Genomic DNA, 21,558 nt, shown 5'->3' with positions numbered 1-21,558 from the left:
GGGCGTCGGCGATGGCGATGGCGGTGCCTGCGCAGGGGCTGAAAACCTCTCAAAGTGTAGGGCGAGACTTTCGTTGTCAGTGCCGGACGGTTTACTGACGGCATGACCACCGCACATCACCTCCGCCTCATCGACGGGATGCGCACCCGAGATTTTCCCGCGGATCGCATTCGGTCGGGTTCGGGAGTCAGCGGGCCCGGCTACCACACGGCGTCTCTGCACGCCGACGACGAGCACGGGGACGACGACGAGGCGGGGCGGCTGGAGCACCGTGCACAGTGCTTGGCGGAGCACGAGGCACTGATCACCGTGCTCGGCGCACGCTGGGGCGACCCGCAGTTGGTCAGCCTGTGGAGTGCTCAGGAGCGAATGATGTCGGGTGAGGAGATACCTGACCCGTGGGCCGAAACCGTTGCGGGGTGCGAGTACCTCCGGCTCTGGCGTATCGAGGCTCGGTGGATCGCCCTCGCGCTGTACCTGGAGGAAGAGGGCCCGGGGTGCGAGCTCAGCGTGGTGGTGACCGAGATCGATCCTCCGTGAGCCTTGTCCTGGGGTGGCGGGGCGAAGAGGCGGTTCAGCCGGCTATCCCTGTTCCGTAGTCAGGACTCAGGACTCAGGACTCAGGACTCAGGACACAGGACTCAGGACTCAGGAGTCGGGATCGCGGCGTCCGAGTCGACGGCTGACCGGAGGCGCCCGTACTCCTCGGCCATGGAGCTCACGGTCCAGTGGGCGTTGAGCCCGCTGGGGTTGGGCAGTGCCCAGACGCGGGCCCCGCCGATCTGCCGTTCCTGCGGTCCGATGCGTGCCTGACGCTCACCGAATGCCGTCCGGTAGGCCGTGATGCCGACGACGGCCAGCCACCGGGGGCGCATTTCCTCGACCTTCGAGGTGAGGATCCGGCCCCCGGTGCGGAATTCCTCGGCGGACAGTTCGTCGGCCCGGGCCGTGGCCCTGGCGACCACGTTGGTGATGCCGAGCCCATGGCGGAGCAGTTCGGACTGTTCGTAGGGCTTGAGTTGCCGCGGAGTGAATCCCGACTGATGAAGGACCGGCCAGAAACGATTACCGGGAAAGGCGAAGTGGTGACCCGTGGCACCTGTCATCAGGCTTGGATTGATGCCGCAGAACAGTACGCGCAGGCCGCCCGTGATCACATCGGGAACGATGCGGTCACGGGCGGCCAGGAGCTCTTCGGGTGTCATCCGCCGGTCGCCCGGCGCATCAGAGGATCGAGCCCGGCGTGTAACCGGCCGCCTCCGGGTGCTGCTTGGTGATCTCCTCGATCCGGCCGATCAGGGCGGTGACCTGGTCGCCCGCCGCACCGGTGAAGGAGAGCTTGTCGGCCATGAGCTCGTCCAACTGCGCCCGGTCGAGCGGGATGCGCTCGTCCGCCGCCAGCTTGTCCAGCAGCTCGTTGCGTTCCGTGCCCTGCTCACGCATGGCGAGGGCCGACGCGACCGCGTTCTCCTTGATGGCCTCGTGGGCGACCTCACGGCCGACACCGGCGCGAATCGCGCCCATCAGCACCTTGGTCGTGGCGAGGAAGGGCAGGTAGCGGTCCAGCTCGCGAGCGACCACGGCGGGGAAAGCGCCGAATTCGTCGAGCACGGTGAGGAAGGTCTCCACCAGACCGTCGAAGGCGAAGAAGGCGTCCGGCAGCGCCACCCGGCGGACCACGGAGCAGGAGACATCGCCCTCGTTCCACTGGTCGCCCGCCAGCTCACCCGTCATCGACGCGTAACCCCGAAGGATGACCATCAGGCCGTTGACGCGCTCGCAGGAGCGGGTGTTCATCTTGTGCGGCATGGCGGACGAGCCGACCTGGCCCGGCTTGAAGCCCTCGGTCACCAGCTCGTGGCCGGCCATCAGCCGAATGGTCTTCGCGACCGAGGAAGGTGCCGCGGCCAACTGGACCAGCGCGGTCACCACGTCGTAGTCGAGCGAGCGCGGGTAGACCTGGCCGACCGAAGTGAAGGCCTGCGCGAAGCCGAGGTGCCCGGCGATGCGCTGCTCCAGCTCGGCGAGCTTCCCGGCGTCTCCGCCCAGCAGGTCGAGCATGTCCTGGGCAGTGCCGACGGGGCCCTTGATACCGCGGAGCGGGTAGCGGCCCAGCAGGTCCTCGAGCCGCCCGTAGGCCACCAGCAGCTCGTCCGCCGCCGATGCGAAACGCTTGCCGAGCGTCGTTGCCTGCGCCGCGACATTGTGGGACCGGCCTGCGATGACCAGTTCGCGGTACTCACCGGAGAGCCTGCCGAGCCGGGCCAGTACCGCCACCGTGCGATCACGCATCAGTTCCAGCGACAGCCGGATCTGGAGCTGCTCGACGTTCTCGGTCAGGTCGCGGGAGGTCATTCCCTTGTGGACGTGCTCATGGCCGGCGAGGGCGTTGAACTCCTCGATGCGGGCCTTGACGTCGTGCCGGGTCACCTTCTCGCGCTCCGCGATCGAGGCCAGGTCGACCTGATCGATGACGCGCTCGTAATCGGCGAGGGCCGCGTCGGGTACCTCGATCCCGAGGTCCTTCTGGGCGCGCAGCACCGCCAGCCACAGCTGACGTTCCAGCTTCACCTTCTGCTCGGGGGACCAGAGGACAGCCAGCTCCGTAGAGGCGTAGCGGCCGGCCAGGACATTGGGGATGCGAGGCTTCGCAGACACAGCAGTCACGTGTGCAGATTCTACTGGCGGTTTATGCAGGTCGGCGCCGCCCCCGGTTTGTGCGTTGCTACGAGTGCGGGCGCCGGGGGCAAAGCGGCGGCAGAGATGGCTGGGGCGGGCTCGCAGCCGTGCCCCGAGGGCCGGCTACTCGCCCGTGCCGACCCGTCGCCACGTGGCCACGGGACCCGGCGTATCGGCGTTCACGGGTGTGACCCAGAACGCCCGCCCCAGCTCGGCGCTGAACTGTGCTCCCGCGCGTCCGTCGCCCGAGGAGCGCCCGGTCAGACGCCGCCCTATCCACGGGAGCAGGTGCCGGCGGGCGAAGCGCACGTCGTCCACGCGCCGGGAGGACCAGCGTGGTGGGGCCGTGGGGTCCGGGAGCGCCTGCCAGTCGTTCTCCGGCGGCAGCCCGAGCGTCTGCCAGACGGCCTCCGCCACCCTGCGGTGACCCTCGGCGGTGAGGTGCAGCCGGTCCACGTCCCACATTCCGGGGTCGCCCAGCACCGGCGCCCCGTACAGGTCGGCGACCTCCGCACCGTGCCGGGCGGCAAGGTCGTCGACCAGGGTGAACAGCTCTTCCATACGCGGCCGGAAGCGTTCCATCACCGGCCCGTTGCGACCCGGGCTGCGCATCAGGACCAGCTTCTTGCACGAGGGCGCGAGACGCTCCACGGCCTCCTCGAGCCGGCCACGGACCATGCCCATGTCGCACTTGGGCCGCAGGGTGTCGTTGAGACCGCCCACCAGCGTCACGACGTCCGCCTGCATGGCTGCCGCCACGTCCACCTGCTCGTCCACGATCTGGCCGATGAGCTTTCCGCGCACGGCGAGATTGGCGTACCTGAATCCGGGGGTGCGGGTGGCCAACCGGGTGGCGAGGACATCGGCCCAGCCCCGGTACGAACCATCGGGCAGCAGGTCCGACATGCCCTCGGTGAACGAATCGCCTACCGCGACAAGACTGGTGTATTCGGCATTTATTTCCATGGCCCTGCGATCGTATCGCGGTGCGCCCGGCCCTCTCCCGGACATGGCGCCTGCCGGGTCTGGTTCAGCGCGGCTGGGGCCGGCCCACCAGCTCGCGGAGCACGTCCTCCATCGTCACCATGCCGGCCAGCCGGTCGTCCTCGTCGAGGACGGCCGCCAGGTGCGTGCGGCTGCGCCGGAGCGCGGTCAGCACGTCGTCGAGCGGTGTCGCCGCCCGCACCCGGGCGATCGGCCGCATCGCCGTCACCGGGAAGGGCATGTCGCGGGGCGCGACGTCCAGGGCGTCCTTCACATGCAGGTAGCCCAGGATGCGCTGCTCGCTGTCCATCACCGGGAACCGCGAGAATCCGGTCTCGGACGAGAGACGCTCCAGTTCCTCGGGCGTCGTCCCGACCCGCGTGTACATCACCCGGTCCACCGGCAGAACCACATCGCGCACCGGCCTGCGCCCCAGCTCCAGGGCATGGTGCAGCCGCTCGGCCGCGCGGTCGTCGACCAGCCCGGCGTCGCCGGCGTCCTTGACGAGCCGGGCCAGCTCGTCGTCCGAGAAGGTGGCGGACACCTCGTCCTTCGTCTCCACCCTCAACAGCTTCAGCAGGGCGTTCGCGAAGGCGTTGATCGCGAAGATCACCGGACGCAGCGCCCGGGCCAGGGTGACGAGCGGCGGCCCGAGCAGCAACGCGGTCTTCACGGGTTCGGCCAGTGCGATGTTCTTCGGCACCATCTCGCCGAGCAGCATGTGGAGGTAGGTCGCCACCGACAGCGCGATCACGAACGAGATCGGATGGACCAGCCCGTGCGGCACGCCCACGGCGTCGAAGACGGGCTCCAGCAGATGGGCGATGGCGGGTTCGGCGACGATACCCAGGACCAGCGTGCACAGCGTGATGCCCAGCTGGGCCGCCGCGAGCAGTGCCGAGACGTGTTCGAGACCCCAGATGACGCTGCGCGCCCGCCGGTTCCCGTCCTCGGCCTGCGGTTCGATCTGGCTGCGCCGCACGGAGATGAGAGCGAACTCCGCACCGACGAAGAAGGCGTTCACGACCAGGGTCAGCAGACCGATGAAGAGCTGTACGGCGGTCATCGTTCATCCTCCGACGGCTCGTCGGAACCGGGCAGGGGTGCGTGCAGCAGCGCCCGTGCGGCGCGTCGCCCGGAGGCGTCCACCACGTCGAGGCGCCAGCCGGCCAGCTCGATCGAATCACCCACGGCCGGGATGCGGCCCACCTCCGTGGCCATCAGTCCGGCGAGGGTCTCGTACGGTCCGTCCGGCACGCGCAGTCCGATCCTCTCCAGCTGGTCGGTGCGGGCAGCGCCGTCGGCCGACCACAGGGTGCGTCCGTCGGCGTCCTCCCCGGCCGGTGCCAGATCCGGTGTCTCGTGCGGATCGTGCTCGTCCCGCACCTCGCCGACGACCTCCTCGACGATGTCCTCCAGTGTCACGACACCCGCCGTGCCGCCGTACTCGTCGATGACGACCGCCATCGCGAGTTTGCCGGAGAGGCGGTCCAGCAGCCGGTCCACGGTCAGGGTTTCCGGCACGAGCAGCGGCTCGCGCAGCATGTCCGAGATCCGCTTGCGAGGGCGCTGTTCAGCGGGGATCGCCAGTACGTCCTTGATGTGGGCGACGCCGACGACGGTGTCGAGGCTGCCCCGGTACACGGGGAACCGGGACAGTCCGGTGGCCCGCGTGGCGTTGGCGACGTCCTCTGCCGTCGCCTGCACCTCCAGCGCGGTGACCTGTACCCGCGGCGTCATCACGTTCTCCGCGGTCAGCTCCGCCAGATTGAGGGTGCGGACGAACAGCTCCGCCGTGTCGGCCTCCAGCGCGCCCGCCTTGGCGGAGTGCCGGGCCAGTGCCACCAGCTCTTGCGGGCTGCGGGCGGACGCCAGCTCCTCGGCCGGTTCGAGCCCGAAGCGGCGCAGGATGCGGTTGGCCGTGTTGTTGAGGTGGCTGATGAAAGGCCGGAAGAGCGCGGTGAAGGCCCGCTGCGGGGTGGCCACTGTCTTCGCCACGGCAAGGGGCGAGGAGATGGCCCAGTTCTTCGGTACGAGTTCGCCGACCACCATGAGGAACACGGTGGACAGGGCGGTGCCGATCACCAGGGCCACGGACGACGCCACGCCGGGTGACAGTCCGACGGCCTCGACCGGGCCGCTGATCAGTTTCGCGATGGATGGTTCGGAGAGCATGCCGACGACCAGGTTGGTGACGGTGATGCCCAGCTGGGCCCCGGAGAGCTGGAAGGTGAGGCTGCGTACCGCCTTCATGGCGCTCGCGGCGCCGCGTTCCTCCTGCTCGACAGCCCGCTCGAGCTGGCCGCGATCGACTGTGGTCAGGGAGAACTCCGCCGCGACGAAGGCGCCGCAGGCAAGCGAGAGCAGGACGGCCACGAGCAGTAGAAGCACTTCGGTCATCGGTTCACCTCCGTCCCATGATCAGGCAGGGGAAGGAGGATCGCTCGATCTCGGCGATATCGGCTACTGGGAGGCTCGCCCATGGGCGGACGCTCACACCTTTCAAAAGGAATCGACGGGGGAGCACCCATAGTAAAGGATCGGCAAAGTGGCGAGGCCGGGAAGGCGGCGGGGCTCCCGGACCTCGGCCCCGGCCCCGACGGCTCCCCGCCCCGTCCGCTGTCAGAGCGGCTTCACCCAGCGGCGCCAGTGGTCCTCCCGGTGGTAGCCGGCGGCGGCCCACGCATGCTGTGCCCGTTCGTTGGCCTCCAGGACCATGGCGTCGGCCCGCCGACCGCCGAGCGCGGTGAAACGGGCGTCCGCCGCTTCCAGCAACGCCGTGGCGATGCCCCGCCGACGGAACGCGGGATGCACGGCCAGCCGGTAGACGTGGCACCGCCAGCCGTCGAAGCCGGCGATGACGGTGCCCACGAGCCGGCCGTCCCGCTCCGCCAGAAGCAGGGCTTCCGGGTCCCGGACGACCAGCCGCGACACCCCGTCGCGGTCGTCGCTGATGCTCGTACCCTCTGCGGCCTCGGGCCAGAACCGCAGTACGCCGTCGATGTCGTCGAGGCCGGCGCAGCGGATGTGAAGATCGCTCATAGGACGAGCCAAGCAGAGCGTCATCCCGGCGGGCGACCGAATTTTCGACTCCGTTCGTAAGCGCGGGTGCAGTCCGCCTCGGCGCCGCGGGTGTGCCGGGTGCGGTACGCCTCGGCGCCGCAGGTGTGCCGGGTGCCGTACGGCTCAGCGCCGCCGGTGCACCGGGTGCAGGCCGTCTCGACGCATGACACCGGGAGCTGCTCGCCTCAGCTCAGGTACACCGGGAGCGAGTCGATGCCGTAGACGATCGACAGCTTCCGGAAGCCGAGTTCCTGAGGCGGGACGGCGAGCCGCATGCCGGGAAACCGTCTGGCCAGTGCCGGGTAGGCGACGCGCAGTTCCATGCGTGCCAGCTCGGCCCCGATGCAGCGGTGGATGCCGTGGCCGAAGGCGAGATGGCTGGACGGGGTGGCGCGGTGCGGGTCGAAGCCCCCGTCGTCCGAGACGTACGCCGGATCGCGGTTGGCGCCGCTCAGGGAACAGAGCACCATGTCGCCGCGCGGAATGACCACGCCGGCTATCTCGATGTCCTCACGGGCGAATCTGGGGAAGGCCATCTGGACCGCGGAGAGATACCTCAGGACCTCCTCGACGAACGGTGCGGTCATCGTGTCGTCGGTACGCAGCCGGTCGAGGACCTCCTCGTTCTGCAACAGGACCAGCGAGCCGAGTGCGATCGTGCTCGCCGTCGTCTCGAAGCCGCCGGTGAGCACTCCGTCGGCGAGACCCGCGAGTTCCTCGTCGTCGACGCTGTCGCCGTGCTCCCGCACGATCATGCCGAGCAGCCCGTCCCCCGGGTTCCGCCGCTGCGCCCTGACCACCTCCCTGAAGTAGTCCAGCGACGCGGACATGGCGCCGAAGGGCGCGGTCGTACCGCCGAAGAGATCGAAGCGGTCCATGGCCAGTTGCTGGAAGTCGTTCCGGTCGGCGTACGGCACGCCCAGCAGTTCGCAGATGGTGAGCGAGGGGACGGGCAGCGCGAACTCGTGCACCAGGTCGACCGGGCCGCCGGCGGCCTCCATCGCGTCGAGACGTTCCTCGACGATGGCTTCGATCCGCGGCGCCAGACGCCGCAGCCGGCGCATGGTGAACTCCGGTGTCAGGATGCGGCGCAGTCGCGTGTGCACCGGCGGATCGCTGAAGCCGAGCCCGCCGGGACTCTGCTCAGCGGCGATCCCGGCGTTGCCCGCGAGGTTGGCGAAGTCCGTACTGAACCCCTCGGCGGAGCCGAGCACGGCCTTCGACTCCTCGTAGCCGGTGACTACCCAGGCATCCATGCCGAACGGGAGCGAAACCCTGGACACCGGGGCACTCGCCCTGGTCGTGGCAACCCGGCGCACGGGATCGAGAGCGTCGCGGCGCAGGAGCATGAGCAGTTCCTCCGGCAGCAGCTTGATCGTGGAGGAGCCGATTCCGTGCCGTTGGATCCTGGCCAGGTAGGTGCGCCCGAGCCGGGCGGTGATACGGGAACGGAACGTCGTACTCAATGTGCACTCCATGAGTCGTCGCGAGATCTGGTCGGTTGGCAGGCATTCGCAGGCGTTTACGGGCGTTCGCCGCCAGGACGTGGCCGACTGCGCGGACTTCGGCTTCCTGACCAGGAATTATGACCACTTGTTCGGAGAAGGGGGCGGCCGGGTGGGGTATCCGTCGCTCATCCTTCGACGGTACGTGTGACGGCGCCCGCGCGCCCGGGCCGACCGGCGGCGGAGATATGCCAGGTGGCGGGGGTGCGAGGTGACCGCGGGCGGTCCGGAGGAGGGTTCCGGGAGGCCGCCCGGGGCCCTGCCGGGCCCCGTTCCTCTTGCCGGTGCTAGCGATCCCGCGCTAGCGTGAGGGAGTGCCCAAGACGCAGCTGAACGTTCGAGTGGACGAGGCCACCGCCGAGGCCGCGCGGCAGCGCGCGCTCCAGAGGGGGATGAGCGTGAACCGCTACATAGAGGAACTCGTCAAACAGGACGCGGGCGAGGTCGGCCACACCTTCGTCGAGGCCGCAGCCGACTTCATGAAGCAGTACGAATCGGTGTTCGCCGAGGAGTTCGGCCCGGAGCGCAAAGGCACCCGTTGAACCTCCGGATCCACCTTTCCTGGCTGCTCATGGTCGCCGAGCACAAGACCCCCGGCGACCCTCAGGTCACCGACTGGGGCGCGCTGGTCGCCGCGGTCGCGCGGCACGAGGCGGAGATCTTCGGCAGCCCGGTCTACAGCGACCCCCACTCCAGGGCTGCAGCGCTGCTTCAACTGCTGCTGCACGTGCCCGCGCTGGAGCGATCCAACGCGATGTTCGCCTCGGCCGTCGCCTACGGCTATCTCGTCGCGTCGGGCCTGAAGGTCATCACCTCGCCGGAACAAGTGCGCGATCTGGCCCTGCTGGTCAAGGAGGGCAAGGCGGACGTCCGGGCCATCGCGGACGAGCTGCGGGCCATCGACGACGAGCTGCGCCAGTGGAGCCTGTGACACACACCCGGGCCATCGACGACGAGGTGCGCCGGTGGATCCTCTGACGCGTCCGGGACCGCGTGACGTGGCGGTGGCGGCGCCGGTAGTGCGAAGCAGCGGCGCCCGCCGGGGTTCGAACCGCCGGAGGCCCTCGTGCCGGTCAGCGCAGCCCCTGCGAGCCCCGGTCGACCACCGCCGACCGGCGAGCCACGCCGAGCACGCACGAGGACGTGGGAAGCCTGATGCCGCCCTCCGGCATGTTGACCTTCCGGTACGTCTCCACCAGGAACCCGGCCGCCTCGATGGCGGCGAGCGCGTCGCGCGACGTGTGACAGCCACCGGCCAGCAGCGGCCAGAAGGTCCCGTCCAGCGCGCGCTGGGTGGCCGCCATGGCCCGGCCGTCGGCCCGTACATGCTCGAAGAAGCGCAGCTCACCGCCCGGGCGCAGAACCCGTCGGATCTCGGCCAGCGACTGCTGCACATTGCGTACGGTGCACAGCACGAGGGAGGCGACGGCTCCGTCGAACGCCTCGCTCTTCACCGGCAGCGCCTCCGCCGTACCTGGTACGACGTCCACCGGGATTCCGGCGCGCAGCGCGGACCGAACCGCCAACTGCCTCAGTGTGCGCTCGGGTTCGATGGCGACCACCTCGGACACCGCGGGCGGGTAGTGGGCGAAGTTCAGACCGTTGCCCGCTCCGATCTCGATGACCCGCCCGGACAGTCCCGACAGGAGTTCGGCCCGCACTCCGGCCATGCCCGCCGCGGATTCCGCGGCCACGCTCATCCGGGCATAGAAACGGGCGAAGACGGGGTGGTGCACCGCGTCTTTCGGGATCTTCGTGCTCCGCAACCGCATGACGGACCTCCTCGACGGGGGCCGGCCCGCGCGGGCCGGGTGACGGGTGATGCCCCGCGGGCCCGCTCGGCCGGAAAGGTTCGGTTCCTTCGATTCTGCCCCCTGAGGCGCACCCCGTCCTGTGCCGTACGCCGTTCAGTCCTGCGGTCGGCTCCCGCCCAGCCGGGCGGCCAGCCAACTCCCGGCGCGGGCACGGAAGTCCGCCGGGGCGAGAGATCCCGCGCCCGCCGGAACCACACCCAGCAGCGGGGCACCCGCCGCCACCGGAAGGTCCGACAGGTTGCACCGCTCCGCCAGGTCCGGCTCGGCGGGCATGCTGCCGACCACCACCCCGGCACAGTCCAGCCCGCGGGCCCGGAGCGCCTCCGAGGTCAGCGCCGTGGAGTTGAGTGTGCCGAGCCCGGCAGGTGCCACCACCAGGACCGGTGCCGCCAGCAGCCGTGCCGCGTCCGCCAGGGTCGCGCCGTCGTCGTCGAACCGTACGAGCAGGCCGCCCGCACCCTCCACCAGCACCAGATCGTGCTCCGTCGCCAGCTTCTCCGCGGCCTCGGCGATCTCGTACGGGCGGACCGGTGCCATTCCGGCCCGGCGGGCAGCGGTCGCCGGCGCCAACGGTTCGGGGAAACGGGCCAGTTCGACCGCCGTCACATGACGGCCCGCCAGGCGCGCCACCTCGGCGGCGTCACCCGGCTCACCCGGTTCCAGGCCCGTCTGGGCCGGCTTGAGCACGGCCACGCGGCGGCCCGCGGCGGCCGCCGCGACAGCCGCGGTCACGATCGTCTTGCCGATCTCGGTGCCCGTGCCGGTCACCACCAGAACGCTCATCTCAGCCCTCCCGCGCCGCAGCGCACACGGCGCGGCAGATCCGCGCCACGTCTTCGTCACCGGTGACGTACGGCGGCATCGTGTAGACGAGGTCGCGGAACGGCCGCAGCCAGACGCCCTCGCGCACCGCCGCCCGGGTCGCGGACTCCATGTCCACCTCGTGATCGAGCTGGACGACGCCGATCGCGCCCAGAACCCGCACCTCGCGGACCCCGGGCAGTTCCCCGGCCGGCGCCAGGCCGTCCCGAAGACCGGCCCCGATCCGTTTGACCTCCTGCTCCCAGTCCTGGCCGAGCAACAGCTCGATCGAGGCGCAGGCCACCGCGGAGGCGAGCGGATTACCCATGAACGTCGGCCCGTGGGCGAGCACAGGCACCTCGCCGCGCGAGATGCCCTCGGCCACCGCGGTCGTGCACAGCGTCGCCGCCATCGTCAGGTATCCGCCGGTCAGAGCCTTGCCCACACACATCACATCGGGCGAGACCCCGGCGTGCTCGGCTGCGAACAGCCTGCCCGTGCGTCCGAAGCCCGTGGCGATCTCGTCGAACACCAGCAGCACGCCGTGTGCGTCGCAGGCCTCGCGCAGGACGCGCAGGTACGCGGGGGAGTGGAAGCGCATGCCGCCCGCACCCTGCACCACGGGCTCCACGATCACCGCGGCGAGCTCGTCGGCGTGGTGTGCGATCAGCTCGCGCAGATGCGTCGCGTACGCGGCGTCCGGCTCCGCGTCGAAACCGGCCGGCGGCTCGTCCGCGAAGACCTGCCGGGGCAGCGCTCCCGACCACAGCTCGTGCATGCCGCCCTCGGGGTCGCACACCGACATCGGCTGCCAGGTGTCCCCGTGGTATCCGCCCCGCCAGGTCAGCAGACGCTGCTTGGCCGGCCGCCCGGCGGAACGCCAGTACTGGAGGCACATCTTCACGGCCACCTCGACCGACACCGAGCCGGAGTCGGCGAGGAAGACGTGCTGCAACGGTTCCGGGGTGATCTCGACCAGCCTGGCGGCCAGCCGCACGGCGGGCTCGTGGGTGAGCCCGCCGAACATCACATGACTCATCCGGTCCAGCTGGTCGCGTGCCGCCTCGTTCAGCACCGGGTGGTTGTATCCGTGCACAGCCGACCACCACGACGACATCCCGTCGACCAACTCGTGCTGCCCATGAGCCGGTTCGGCCAGCCGGAGCCGTACGCCGGACGCGGACTCCACGACCAGCGGCTCCTGTCGGCCCGGCATGGGGCCGTAGGGATGCCAGACATGGGCCCGGTCCAGCGCCCGGAGCCCGGCGGGAGAGAGCGGCTCAGGCATTGGGGGCGAGATCCGTACCGGCGCCGCGACGGCGGACCGTCACCAGGTCCGTGCGCGCCGCCCGGTCCCCGTCGGCTTCCGCGAGGACAGGTTCCGCGGGAGCGGTCTCCGCCTCCGGCCCGTCGCCGCAGGGCGCACACCCGCCAACGTGGGAACCGCAGCCACCGCCCGCGTCCACCCGGTGGCCGGGCAGCGTCGTCGTACCCGCACCCTCGACCTCGAAACCGGCGTCCGCGATCATGTCGAGGTCGGTCTGTCCCGCCTGTCCCTCGCTGGTCAGATAGTCGCCCAGGAAGATCGAGTTGACGAGATGCAGGGCCAGCGGCTGCATCGAACGCAGATGCACCTCACGACCGCCCGCCAGCCGCACCTCCACGTCCGGGCAGACGAACCGGACCATGGCCAGGATGCGCAGACAGCGCTGCGGCGTCAGGTTCCATTCCTTGGCGAGCGGAGTGCCCTCGAAGGGGATCAGGAAGTTGACGGGCACCGAGTCCGGGTCCAGCTCACGCAGGGCGAAGACCACGTCGACCAGGTCGGCGTCGCTCTCTCCCATGCCGGCGATCAGCCCGGAACAGGCGGAGAGACCGGCGGCCTGCGCCTGGTGGACCGTCTCCACCCGGTCGGCGTAGGTGTGGGTGGTCGTGATCTCCCCGTACGTCCCCTCGGACGTGTTGAGGTTGTGGTTGTAGGCGTCGGCGCCCGCCGACCGCAGCCGGTCGGCCTGGCCGTCGGAGAGCAGGCCGAGGCACGCGCACACCTCGACGCCCTCGTTCTGCTCCTTGATCGCCTCGATGGTCTGCGACACCCGGTCGACGTCCCGGTCGGTCGGCCCCCGGCCGCTCGCGACCAGGCAGACGCGCTTGGCGCCACCGGCGACTCCCGCCGCCGCCGCCTTCGACGCCTCGTCCGGCTTGAGCCAGGTGTACTTCAGGATCTCGGCCTTGGATCCCAGCCGCTGGGAGCAGTACGAGCAGTCCTCGGGGCAGAGCCCGGACTTGAGATTGACCAGATAGTTCAGCTTCACCCGCCGTCCGAACCACTGACGGCGCACCTTTCCGGCCGCGGCCACCACGTCGAGCAGTTCGTCGTCCGGGGTCGCCAGTACGGCGAGCGCTTCTTCACGGGTCGGCAGCTCGCGCCGCAGCCCCTTGTCCACCAGCGTGTTCAGGAGGTCCATGGCGATGATCCTGACGCACGGCACCGCTCCGAGCCAAGGAGGAACCGGACAACAGAGCCGGAAGAGGGTGTGTGCATTGCCACACCATGCCCGGCTGCGCCCCCGGTTAGGGTCTGTGAGCTGCCTACAAAAGGGACCGACCCATGTCCTTCGCCCCGTTCGACTGGATCGACGAGGAGGCGCGCCGCCGCGCGGACGCCGGACTCGTCCGGACGCTCCGGCCGCGGCCCGCCGAACCGGAACTGCTGGACCTCGCGAGCAACGACTACCTCGGCCTCACCCGGCATCCGGAGGTGACCGCCGCGGCGGCCGACGCGGCACGCCGCTGGGGCGGCGGGGCCACCGGCTCCAGGCTGGTCACGGGTTCCACCGCACTGCACGCCGAGCTCGAACGCGAACTGGCCGATTTCTGTGGTTTCGAGGCAGCCCTGGTCCTGTCCTCGGGCTACGCCGCCAACCTCGCGGCGCTCACCGCCCTGACCGGCCGGGGCTCGCTGATCGTGTCGGACGCGGGCAACCACGCCTCGATCGTCGACGGCTGCCGGCTCTCGCGGGCCGAGACCGCCGTCGTGCCGCACGCCGACCCGGAGGCCGTGCGCAAGACCCTGCGCGCGCACCCGGGCAGGTCCCTGGCGGTCACCGACTCCGTCTTCTCGGTCGACGGCGACGCCGCACCCCTGGCCGAACTGGCCGCCGCCTGCCGCGCGGAGAACGCCGCGCTGCTCATCGACGACGCGCACGGCCTGGGAGTACTCGGGGACGGCGGCAGGGGCGCCCCCGCCGCGGCCGGCCTGGCGGGCGGCGACGGCGTCGTCACCACGCTCACCCTCTCCAAGTCCCTGGGCAGCCAGGGCGGGGCGGTCCTCGGCCCGGCCCGGGTGATCGACCACCTGGTCAACACCGCCCGTACCTTCATCTTCGACACCGGGCTCGCCCCGGCCGCCGTCGGTGCCGCGCTCGGCAGCCTGCGGCTGCTGCGCCGCGAACCGGCACGCGCGGCCAGGGCCCGTACCGTCGCCACCGCGCTGTACCGGCAGCTGACCGCAGCCGGTCTGACTGCGGTCAGGCCCGACGCGGCGGTGGTATCGGTACGCGCGCCCTCGGCGGAGGCCGCCGTCCGCTGGGCGGCCGACTGCCGTGCCGCCGGCATCGCGGTGGGGTGCTTCCGGCCGCCGTCCGTACCGGACGGGGTCTCCCGGCTTCGGCTGACCGCGCGCGCCGATCTGACGGACGAGCAGATCGCCGACGCGGTGGCGATCGTACGGCGGACCGCCCCGGCCGGCTGATCCACCGGCAATCCGCCGGCCGCGGCGCCTGGCTGATCCGTAGGAATTCGCGGCAATCCGCCGGTCCGTGGCGCCCGGCTGATCCGTAGGAGTCCGTCGGGAATCCGCCGGCCCGTGGTGCCGGGCTCATCCGCGGGGATCCGCCGGTCCGCGGCGTCCGGCCGCGGGCTCAGCGGACGGAGTCGCCGTTCAGGGCGGTGACGAAGGACGTCCAGGCCGTCGCGGAGAACTGCAGAGGCGGCCTGGAACGGTCCTTGGAGTCGCGCACGGCCAGCCGCCGGCCACAGAACGGCGCGGCCTCCACGCAGTTGTTCATTCCCGTGCTGCGGCTGCTGCGCCGCCACCGTAACGCGTGCTGTGCGAGGCAATCCGACATGACGCTCCCTCGGGCAGTCCGGGTTCACTGACCGTCGCGGTCGATCGCGGCGATCAGATCCAACGAGTGCTCCGGCGACAGCGCGTGTGCCTGCAGTGTGCGGAAGGCCGAGCTGTACGCCTCGAGGTCTTCTTTCCGCTCCAGGTAGAGGCTACTCGTCAAGTGGTCGAGAACGACCACGTCCAGATCAGAAGTGGTCGGAAAAGAGAAGATAACGAAAGGTCCGGTGAGGCCCACATAGCCACCGACCGAGAACGGCAGCAACTGAAGTTGCACATGCGGTAGTTGGGCCACCCTGCTGAGATGGCGCAACTGCTCACGCATCACCCGGCGGCCGCCGACCTCCCGCCGCAGCACCGCCTCGTCCAGTACCGCGCTCAGCCGCAGCGGAGGGTCGCTCCGCAGGACCCCCTGCCGCGCCAGCCGCACTTCCACCAGGGAGTCCAGCTGTCCGGTGGGCAGTCCGTCGAGCGAGGCCCGGGTCACCGCACGGGCGTAGCCGGCTGTCTGCAACAGGCCCGGCACCACCGACGTCTCCAGGGTGCGGGCGGTGCGCGCCTGTGATTCGAGACTGATGAAGTCGCGGTACTGCGGCGGGATGAGACCGCGGTAGGCGTGCCACCACCCCGCGCCCCCACCGCCCGCCGAACCCGCCAGCGCCTCCAGGACCTCGCGCAACTTCGGGTCGTCGGTGCCGTAGGTGTCGAGCAGCCGGGTCACGTCACCGGGCCGTACTCCACTCACGCCGGTCTCGATCCGGCTGACCTTCGACTGGTGCCAGCCGAGCAGCCGAGCCGCGTCCCGGCTCGTGAGTCCCGACGCATGGCGCAGACTCCGCAGCTCCTCCCCGAGCTTGCGGCGTCGCACCGCAGGGCCGTGCTGCATGTGGTGCCTCCCTCCCACTCCCTGCCGAGCGGACAGTGTGGCGCCCTTACGGCGCATCCGGGGCAGAGTTCACCGCTTTGAGCGACAGATATATGCATATCTTGGTGGATCGTCGTTACAGCGGGCAGCATCAGTGGCAATCTGGCGCGAAGCACAACCCGGACCATCGATCGCGGGGTCGCTTCCGGGTGGGAAAGGGACGGCTCGCCATGGCAGACCATCAGGAAGCACGTGTCACCCTGCCGAGCGAGCCGGTCTCGGTCTCCGCGGCCCGGCGCTATGTGGCCCGGGTACTGGCCGAATGGGGACTGCCCGACGGCACGGACACGGGCGAGACCGTCCGGCTCATCATCTCGGAACTCGCGACCAACGCGGTCCAGCACACGTTCGGACAGTCACCCACCTTCACCGTGGACCTCCGGCTGGAGCGTGAGGAGCAGCTGCGCCTCGGGGTGACGGACAGTCACCCCCGGTGGCCCCAGCGGCTGCCGGCGGCCGTGCAGCAGGACAACGGCCGCGGCATGGTGATCATCCGCTCGCTGGCCAAGGAGTACGGTGGCCGGCTGACCGTCACGCCCACCCCGGACGGCGGGAAGACCGTCTGGATCGCGCTGCCGTGGCACCTGCCCGTCCAGCACTGAACCGCTCCGTCCCGCGCCCCGGTCACCCGGGCGCCGCTGCCCGGCCGAATCCGTTCCGCAGCAGCGCCTGGAGCGTCGCCGCCGCCGGGCTCGCACGGTCCCCGCGATGCACCACCGAGATCGTCCGGCGGAACGAGGCCGGCTCCAGCCGCCGTACGGACAGTGGCGTCGGCGACATGGCGGCGACCATCTCCGGCACCACGGCCATCCCGATGCCCGCACTGACCAGGGCGCACACCAGCGCGTAGCCGGGCGACTCGCAGACCACCGCAGGCAGCGCCCCCGCCGCGGCGAGCGCGCTCTCCACCCCGCGGCGCGGCGGGTGCGTGGGCGCGCTGCTGATCAGGGGCCGGCCCGCCAGCTCCGTCACCGGGAGCCGCCCGCTGCCGTCCGCCAGGACCTGGCCGACGGCCGTGATCAGGACCAGTTCCTCGATCAGGACCGGCTCGGCCAGGACACCCGAGGGCGGCGGCGCCACGGGTCCGGGCTCGTAGTCATGGGTCAGCGCCAGATCCACCTCGCCCGCCGCCACCGCGGCCACCCCGTCCGGCGGCTCGTAGTCGGTGACGGCCAGTTCCACGTCCGGGTGGGCCCGGCGGAACGCGCTCAGCACCGGGGGCAGCAGATGGATGCCCGCGGTGGTGAAGGTGCCGACCCGCAGTCGCCCGCCCGAGAGTCCGGCGAGGCGGGCCAGTTCGTGACGGGCCTGCTCCATCTCGTCGAGGACCCGCCGGGCGCGTCCGGCGAGCAGCTCGCCCGCCGCGGTCAGCCGGGCACCCCGGTGATGGCGCACCAGCAGCGCCGCCCCCGCCTCCCGCTCCAGCTTGGCGAGCTGCTGGGAGAGCGCCGGAGCGGTGTAGCCCAGGCGTGCGGCGGCCCGGGTGATCGAACCGGCCTCGGCGACCGCCACCAGCGCCGCGAGCCGTGTCGGGTCGTACATTAAGCGTTCCTTTTGGCAGACCCAGAAGATTGCAAGTACACGCTAAAGGCTCCAGCGGTCCAGGGTGGACCCATGGACGCACAACTGACCGCTTTCGTCGGGGTCGCCACCGCCATGGTCGCGCTGCCCGGCGCGGACTTCACCGTCGTCGTACGGAACGCCCTCGCCTCGCGCACAGCAGGAGTGGCGACCGCGCTCGGGGTCGCCGGGGGCCTCCTCGTCCACACCGCGCTCGCCGTCGCCGGTCTGGCCGCCGTGCTGGTGGCGGTGCCCGTGCTGTTCCGGATCATCCAGCTCCTGGGCGGCGCCTACGTGCTCTATCTGGGGCTCGGAGCCCTGTACGCGGCCCGGCGCGGCGCCGGGCAGGATGCGGAGCCCGGGCCGGACGAGGCGGACGGCGGCCGGGCGGGCATGGGAGCGGGCCGCGCACTGCGTCAGGGATTCCTGACCAATGCGCTGAACCCCAAGGCTCCCGTGCTCTTCCTCAGCCTGCTGCCGCAGTTCGTGCCGGCCGGAGCCGCGCCGCTGCCCAGGACGCTGCTGCTCGCCGCGATCGTCGTGGTGCTGGCGCTGATCTGGTTCCCGGTCGTGGCGCTCCTGGTGGACCGCCTCGGGCGGTGGCTACGGCGGCCGCGCACCGCCCGGGCGATCGAGGGCGGCAGCGGCGCCGCACTCACCGCACTGGGGCTGGCCCTGGTGACGGGCCCGCTGCTGCACTGACGCGGGAGAACGGGCCGGGGGAGGGGCCTCAACGGACGCGTCCGTAGTAGACGCTCTTCGTCCAGATCTTCTCCAGGCGGACCACGGCTCCCGTCTTGGGCGAGTGCCAGATCTTGCCGCTGCCCGCGTAGATGCCCACGTGGTAGATGCTGCGGCCGGAGTGGAAGAAGACCAGATCGCCGCGTTGCCGCTTGGACGACGAGATGTGGCGGGTCTTGTTGTACTGCTGCTGGGCCGTGCGCGGGAGCTTCTTCCCGGCCTTCTTGAACGAGTAGAGCGTCAGCCCGGAACAGTCGAATCGGCTGGGCCCGGTGGCGCCCCACCGGTAGGGCGCCCCCTTCTTCGACGCGGCGATGGTGAGGGCCTTCACCGAATGGGTGGCGGCCTGGGCGTCGGTCACGGCGCCGGGAACGAACAGCGTGCCGCCGACGGCGGCGAGAGTCATCACCGAGGCCGTACCGGCCCGGGCAAGCAGAGACGGGACATGAACCTGCGCAGTCATGCGCAACCCTTCGTCAGCCGCCTGTGAAGGATGACCTGTCGGGTTCGGGCCGGCGAAGTCGCCCGGCCGCAGATGCGGCTTCACCCCTAGGGACGACCGGAAGTCCGGTCGGCCCGTTGTGCTGGGTCCTCCACTCCTGCCGATCCACTCCTGTCGACCAGGCATCCGGGCGGCGGCAGGACTCGGCGTCCGCCCGGACCGCCCCGCCGCGGTGGCGGGGGCTTGTCGTCCCAGGGATCTTGACTCACCGAGTGCCGGATTTCCGAGGTGAAACAGCTATATGTGAGGCTCATCACCAATGATCCGTTCGGGTGGACAGGTGAAGTTGCGGCAAACCGCGGATTCCCGCCGACCGGTGCCGTACCAGCCACGGAACGGGAGATTTCACCCATCGTCCACTTCGAAAACGCAAATTGAGTTGTCCCTCGTGCGAAGTAGCGTCTACGCCGAACGAGCGAGGAAATCCGGTCCACGCGTCGGGCGTGTCGGCCCGTCGGGCTGATCAACTCGGTGGGGCGGGCGGCAAGGTGACCCGCCGGGAGCGCCTTTCGCCGTCGAGGACGCGCAGCGCCCGGGTCAACGTGACCTCGTGGATCCGGTCTTCGCCCCGCTCGTGCATCAACGTGAGCGCGTTCCGCAGCGCGGCCGCGTACGAGACCAGCGCCTGGGCGGCACGCAGGGCGCCGTAGGTGTCGCCACCGTGGGCCGGATTGATCCGGCCCACCTGGTCGAGGACTTGCAGATAGCGGTCGATGAACTCGCCCTCCGCGCGGGTCAGGGCGGGCAGGGGTGTGAACTCCGGCGGCTGCATCGCGGATTCACCTCACGGGGTGCACGGGCAGCGACGGCCCGCGTCGTCGCACGATGTGGTCGACCAGCCCGTAGTCCTTGGCGCCCTCGGCGTCGAGGATCAGATCGCGCTCGGTGTCGGCGGCGATCTGCTCGGCGGGGCGGCCGGTGTGACGGGCCAGCATGCCGGTCAGCGTGTCGCGCATCCGGGCCAGTTCCCGCGCCTCGATCTCCAGGTCGGACGGCTGCCCCTGTACCGGCTCGGAGAGTTCGGGCTGCTGTACCACCACGCGGGCACCCGGCAGTGCGTGGCGTTTGCCCGGTGCGCCCGCTGCGAGCAGCACGGCCGCGCCGGCTCCCGCCTGGCCGAGGCAGAAGGTCTCCACCTCGCAGGCGAGGAACGCCATCGTGTCGTAGATGGCGGTCATGGCACCGAACGAGCCGCCGGGGGAGTTGATGTAGAGCGAGATGGGCCGGTCGGGAGCGTCGTGCTCCAGATACATGAACTGGGCGACCAGATCTGTGGCCGCAGTGTCGTCGACGGGCGTGCCGAGGAACACGACCCGTTCGGCGAGGAGTTTGGAGTACGGGTCGAGCGTGCGCGTCCCCTGGGACGTGCGCTCGGTGAACTCGGGCAGTACGTGGCGGGCGGCGGGGCGGTGCATGGCGGGGCCTCTCCTCCGGGGCGCGCGGGGCCGGGAAGGCGCCCGTGCACCTCTTCTGTAAAAAATGTACAGGACGTACAGAAGGTTATGATGGGAGCATGGTCTATGAGATTCCGGTGACGCAAGCCCGAGCCGACCTCGCCGAACTGATCAACCGAGTCGTCTACGGCGGCGAGCGCGTGGTCGTGACGCGGCATGGCAAGCCCCTGGTGGCGCTCGTATCGGCCGCTGACCTGGAGCGACTTGAGAAGGAGGAGGCGGCGGAGCGGGAGCAGGTGATCAGTTCGGTCTCCTCGATCGGCTCCTCCGCGTCCGCTCCGGGCGAACGGCACCGCTTCGGGATCGCCGCCGAACACCGGGGTCAGCAGGGGCCGGGCAACTGACGGAACGCAGGAAGGCCGTGCATCCCCCGCCGGCGGGGGATGCACGGCCTCCACGGCCGACCTCTCAGCCCGCGAGTGCGGGCTGTCGTGACGGCGTGGCCTCGGGCGCGTCCGGCGGCGGGAGCCGTCGGCGGCCGCCGACGATCACTGCGGTGAGTCCGAGCGCGGCCCACAGGGCCAGGATCAGTGCCGGGCCGCCGGCCGCCCGTCCGTCGAAGAACGCGACCGAGCGCAGCAGCGAGCCGCCCGCGCCCGGGGGCAGCCACTGGCCGATCGCCCCGACCGGCCGGGGGAGCAGTTCCGGCGCGCCGGTGACGCCCGAGAACGGATTGCCCACGAGCACCATGAGCAGCGACCCCAGGCCGACACCTGCCGGTCCGACCAGGGCGGCGAGCCCCGCCACCGTCGCGCCGATGGCGAGCACCGTGAGGCCGAGCGTCCCCGCCTCGCTCCACCAGTCACCGGTGATGACTCCGAGCCAGCTGTCGGTGAGCGCGGCGGCGACGATCCCCACCAGGGCGGCCACGCCGAGCAGCGCCGTGACCGCCCGTCCGCCGCGCAGCCGCAGCAGCGTCACTGCCGAACCGGCGGCCACGCCCGCGATCGCCAGGGGCAGGATGCTGGCGCCGAGCACGCTGCCTCGCGGATCGGCGGCCGGTGCCGCCACCACGTCCGTGACCGGCACCGCGGTGCCCGCAGCCCCGGACGCGGCCACCGCTTCGCGCAGCAGCTGGGCGACCACGGGGCCGGCGGCGGATGCCGTCAGCAGCTCGGGGCCCTTCGGGGTGACGACGACCGCGCCGTATACGGAGCGGTCCTCGATCGCGGTGCGGGCGGCGGCCTCGGAGTCGTAACGGTGGATCTCGAAGGCGCCGTCGCGCTGTTCGAGCTGCTGCGCCAGCCGGCCGGCGGCCGGTGCGGCGCCGGCGACGCCGACGGGGAGATCGCGGGGAGCCATGCGGGCGGCGGGCCAGGCGAAGGCCCAGAGGGCGAGCGCCACCACGACGGGGACCAGGAGAACGACCGCCACCAAACGGCGGTTCGGGGCAGCGGGCAT

Annotated in this window: 25 protein-coding genes and 1 riboswitch; of the genes, 7 read left to right on the top strand and 18 right to left on the bottom strand. The window is 70.9% G+C overall.

From position 1 onward, the window contains the following. Positions 1–102 precede the first annotated feature (102 nt). Positions 103–540, top strand: coding sequence for a hypothetical protein (locus tag JGS39_RS21725; protein ID WP_219570965.1), 438 nt, complete (start codon positions 103–105; stop codon positions 538–540). 101 nt (positions 541–641) lie between these two features. Here JGS39_RS21725 and mug read toward each other — a convergent pair whose 3' ends face one another. From mug to JGS39_RS21690, 7 genes are all read right to left on the bottom strand, one after another. After that, positions 642–1,205: a G/U mismatch-specific DNA glycosylase gene (mug, locus tag JGS39_RS21720; protein WP_219570963.1), complete on the bottom strand. Its 564-nt coding sequence runs from the start codon at positions 1,203–1,205 to the stop codon at positions 642–644. 19 nt (positions 1,206–1,224) lie between these two features. Next, entirely contained in the window at positions 1,225–2,667 is a 1,443-nt protein-coding gene (gene purB, locus JGS39_RS21715) for an adenylosuccinate lyase (protein WP_219570962.1), read from the bottom strand. Between the two features lie 135 nt (positions 2,668–2,802). Then, the gene (locus JGS39_RS21710; RefSeq protein ID WP_219570960.1) at positions 2,803–3,645 is read right to left on the bottom strand and encodes an SGNH/GDSL hydrolase family protein; all 843 of its coding nucleotides are present in this window, start codon (positions 3,643–3,645) and stop codon (positions 2,803–2,805) included. Positions 3,646–3,709: 64 nt separating this feature from the next. Continuing rightward, positions 3,710–4,729 carry a hemolysin family protein gene (locus JGS39_RS21705; RefSeq protein WP_219570959.1) on the bottom strand — a complete coding sequence of 340 codons (1,020 nt, stop codon included), beginning with the start codon at positions 4,727–4,729 and terminating at the stop codon, positions 3,710–3,712. After that, positions 4,726–6,063, bottom strand: a complete 1,338-nt coding sequence (locus JGS39_RS21700; RefSeq protein WP_219570958.1) for a hemolysin family protein — start codon at positions 6,061–6,063, stop codon at positions 4,726–4,728. Before JGS39_RS21700 ends, JGS39_RS21705 begins: the two co-directional genes overlap by 4 nt. A 222-nt stretch (positions 6,064–6,285) precedes the next feature. Continuing rightward, positions 6,286–6,705, bottom strand: a complete 420-nt coding sequence (locus tag JGS39_RS21695) for a GNAT family N-acetyltransferase (protein ID WP_219570957.1) — start codon at positions 6,703–6,705, stop codon at positions 6,286–6,288. A 206-nt stretch (positions 6,706–6,911) separates the two neighbouring features. Then, positions 6,912–8,192: a cytochrome P450 gene (locus JGS39_RS21690; protein WP_236063606.1), complete on the bottom strand. Its 1,281-nt coding sequence runs from the start codon at positions 8,190–8,192 to the stop codon at positions 6,912–6,914. A 353-nt stretch (positions 8,193–8,545) separates the two neighbouring features. Here JGS39_RS21690 and JGS39_RS21685 point away from each other — a divergent pair, with 353 nt between their 5' ends. Then, positions 8,546–8,773: a hypothetical protein gene (locus tag JGS39_RS21685; RefSeq protein ID WP_030921856.1), complete on the top strand. Its 228-nt coding sequence runs from the start codon at positions 8,546–8,548 to the stop codon at positions 8,771–8,773. Then, positions 8,770–9,162, top strand: coding sequence for a fic family toxin-antitoxin system, toxin component (locus JGS39_RS21680; protein ID WP_219570955.1), 393 nt, complete (start codon positions 8,770–8,772; stop codon positions 9,160–9,162). The genes JGS39_RS21685 and JGS39_RS21680 overlap by 4 nt, the downstream gene beginning before the upstream one ends. Before the next feature lie 142 nt (positions 9,163–9,304). Here JGS39_RS21680 and JGS39_RS21675 read toward each other — a convergent pair whose 3' ends face one another. The 4 genes from JGS39_RS21675 to bioB form a co-directional block, all read right to left on the bottom strand. Further along, positions 9,305–10,003: a class I SAM-dependent methyltransferase gene (locus tag JGS39_RS21675; RefSeq protein WP_219570954.1), complete on the bottom strand. Its 699-nt coding sequence runs from the start codon at positions 10,001–10,003 to the stop codon at positions 9,305–9,307. Positions 10,004–10,138: 135 nt separating this feature from the next. After that, entirely contained in the window at positions 10,139–10,828 is a 690-nt protein-coding gene (gene bioD, locus JGS39_RS21670) for a dethiobiotin synthase (RefSeq protein ID WP_219570953.1), read from the bottom strand. A 1-nt stretch (position 10,829) separates the two neighbouring features. Beyond that, positions 10,830–12,134 (bottom strand): adenosylmethionine--8-amino-7-oxononanoate transaminase, encoded by a 1,305-nt coding sequence (locus JGS39_RS21665; RefSeq protein WP_219570952.1) that lies wholly within the window; start codon positions 12,132–12,134, stop codon positions 10,830–10,832. Next, a complete protein-coding gene (gene bioB / locus JGS39_RS21660; protein WP_219570951.1) occupies positions 12,127–13,314 on the bottom strand; it encodes a biotin synthase BioB in 1,188 nt (395 codons plus the stop codon). The genes JGS39_RS21665 and bioB overlap by 8 nt, the downstream gene beginning before the upstream one ends. A 143-nt stretch (positions 13,315–13,457) precedes the next feature. Between bioB and JGS39_RS21655 the strand changes: the two genes are divergently transcribed. Next, the gene (locus JGS39_RS21655; RefSeq protein ID WP_219570950.1) at positions 13,458–14,600 is read left to right on the top strand and encodes an 8-amino-7-oxononanoate synthase; all 1,143 of its coding nucleotides are present in this window, start codon (positions 13,458–13,460) and stop codon (positions 14,598–14,600) included. Positions 14,601–14,769: 169 nt separating this feature from the next. Here the strand turns inward: JGS39_RS21655 and JGS39_RS21650 are convergent, their stop codons facing one another. Both JGS39_RS21650 and JGS39_RS21645 read right to left on the bottom strand, forming a co-directional pair. Beyond that, positions 14,770–14,976 carry a DUF397 domain-containing protein gene (locus JGS39_RS21650; RefSeq protein ID WP_219570949.1) on the bottom strand — a complete coding sequence of 69 codons (207 nt, stop codon included), beginning with the start codon at positions 14,974–14,976 and terminating at the stop codon, positions 14,770–14,772. Between the two features lie 24 nt (positions 14,977–15,000). Next, complete coding sequence (locus JGS39_RS21645) at positions 15,001–15,861, bottom strand: helix-turn-helix domain-containing protein (protein ID WP_219570948.1); 861 nt, start codon at positions 15,859–15,861, stop codon at positions 15,001–15,003. Between the two features lie 209 nt (positions 15,862–16,070). On the opposite strand from JGS39_RS21645, the gene JGS39_RS21640 reads away from it, so the two are divergent. Continuing rightward, positions 16,071–16,502 carry an ATP-binding protein gene (locus JGS39_RS21640; protein ID WP_219570947.1) on the top strand — a complete coding sequence of 144 codons (432 nt, stop codon included), beginning with the start codon at positions 16,071–16,073 and terminating at the stop codon, positions 16,500–16,502. Between the two features lie 22 nt (positions 16,503–16,524). On the opposite strand, the gene JGS39_RS21635 is transcribed toward JGS39_RS21640, so the two are convergent. Continuing rightward, complete coding sequence (locus tag JGS39_RS21635) at positions 16,525–17,442, bottom strand: LysR family transcriptional regulator (RefSeq protein WP_219570946.1); 918 nt, start codon at positions 17,440–17,442, stop codon at positions 16,525–16,527. Positions 17,443–17,514: 72 nt separating this feature from the next. Between JGS39_RS21635 and JGS39_RS21630 the strand changes: the two genes are divergently transcribed. Continuing rightward, on the top strand, positions 17,515–18,162 hold the full coding sequence (locus JGS39_RS21630; RefSeq protein WP_219570945.1) for a LysE family translocator: 648 nt from the start codon (positions 17,515–17,517) through the stop codon (positions 18,160–18,162). Positions 18,163–18,190: 28 nt separating this feature from the next. Here JGS39_RS21630 and JGS39_RS21625 read toward each other — a convergent pair whose 3' ends face one another. From JGS39_RS21625 to JGS39_RS21615, 3 genes are all read right to left on the bottom strand, one after another. Beyond that, positions 18,191–18,664: a C40 family peptidase gene (locus JGS39_RS21625; protein WP_219570944.1), complete on the bottom strand. Its 474-nt coding sequence runs from the start codon at positions 18,662–18,664 to the stop codon at positions 18,191–18,193. A 3-nt stretch (positions 18,665–18,667) separates the two neighbouring features. Next, positions 18,668–18,838, bottom strand: a riboswitch (cyclic di-AMP (ydaO/yuaA leader). Positions 18,839–19,166: 328 nt separating this feature from the next. Next, entirely contained in the window at positions 19,167–19,475 is a 309-nt protein-coding gene (locus JGS39_RS21620; protein WP_219570943.1) for a hypothetical protein, read from the bottom strand. A 7-nt stretch (positions 19,476–19,482) separates the two neighbouring features. After that, positions 19,483–20,118, bottom strand: coding sequence for an ATP-dependent Clp protease proteolytic subunit (locus JGS39_RS21615; RefSeq protein ID WP_219570942.1), 636 nt, complete (start codon positions 20,116–20,118; stop codon positions 19,483–19,485). 98 nt (positions 20,119–20,216) lie between these two features. On the opposite strand from JGS39_RS21615, the gene JGS39_RS21610 reads away from it, so the two are divergent. Then, on the top strand, positions 20,217–20,501 hold the full coding sequence (locus JGS39_RS21610; RefSeq protein ID WP_219570941.1) for a type II toxin-antitoxin system Phd/YefM family antitoxin: 285 nt from the start codon (positions 20,217–20,219) through the stop codon (positions 20,499–20,501). A gap of 64 nt (positions 20,502–20,565) precedes the next feature. Here the strand turns inward: JGS39_RS21610 and JGS39_RS21605 are convergent, their stop codons facing one another. Continuing rightward, on the bottom strand, positions 20,566–21,558 hold the full coding sequence (locus JGS39_RS21605; RefSeq protein ID WP_219570940.1) for an ABC transporter permease: 993 nt from the start codon (positions 21,556–21,558) through the stop codon (positions 20,566–20,568).

This window comes from Streptomyces poriferorum, assembly GCF_019399235.1.
Lineage (GTDB): Bacteria > Actinomycetota > Actinomycetes > Streptomycetales > Streptomycetaceae > Streptomyces > Streptomyces poriferorum.
The sequence above is the reverse complement of the archived record's forward strand: the minus strand, read 5'-3'. Positions and strand labels throughout refer to the sequence as shown.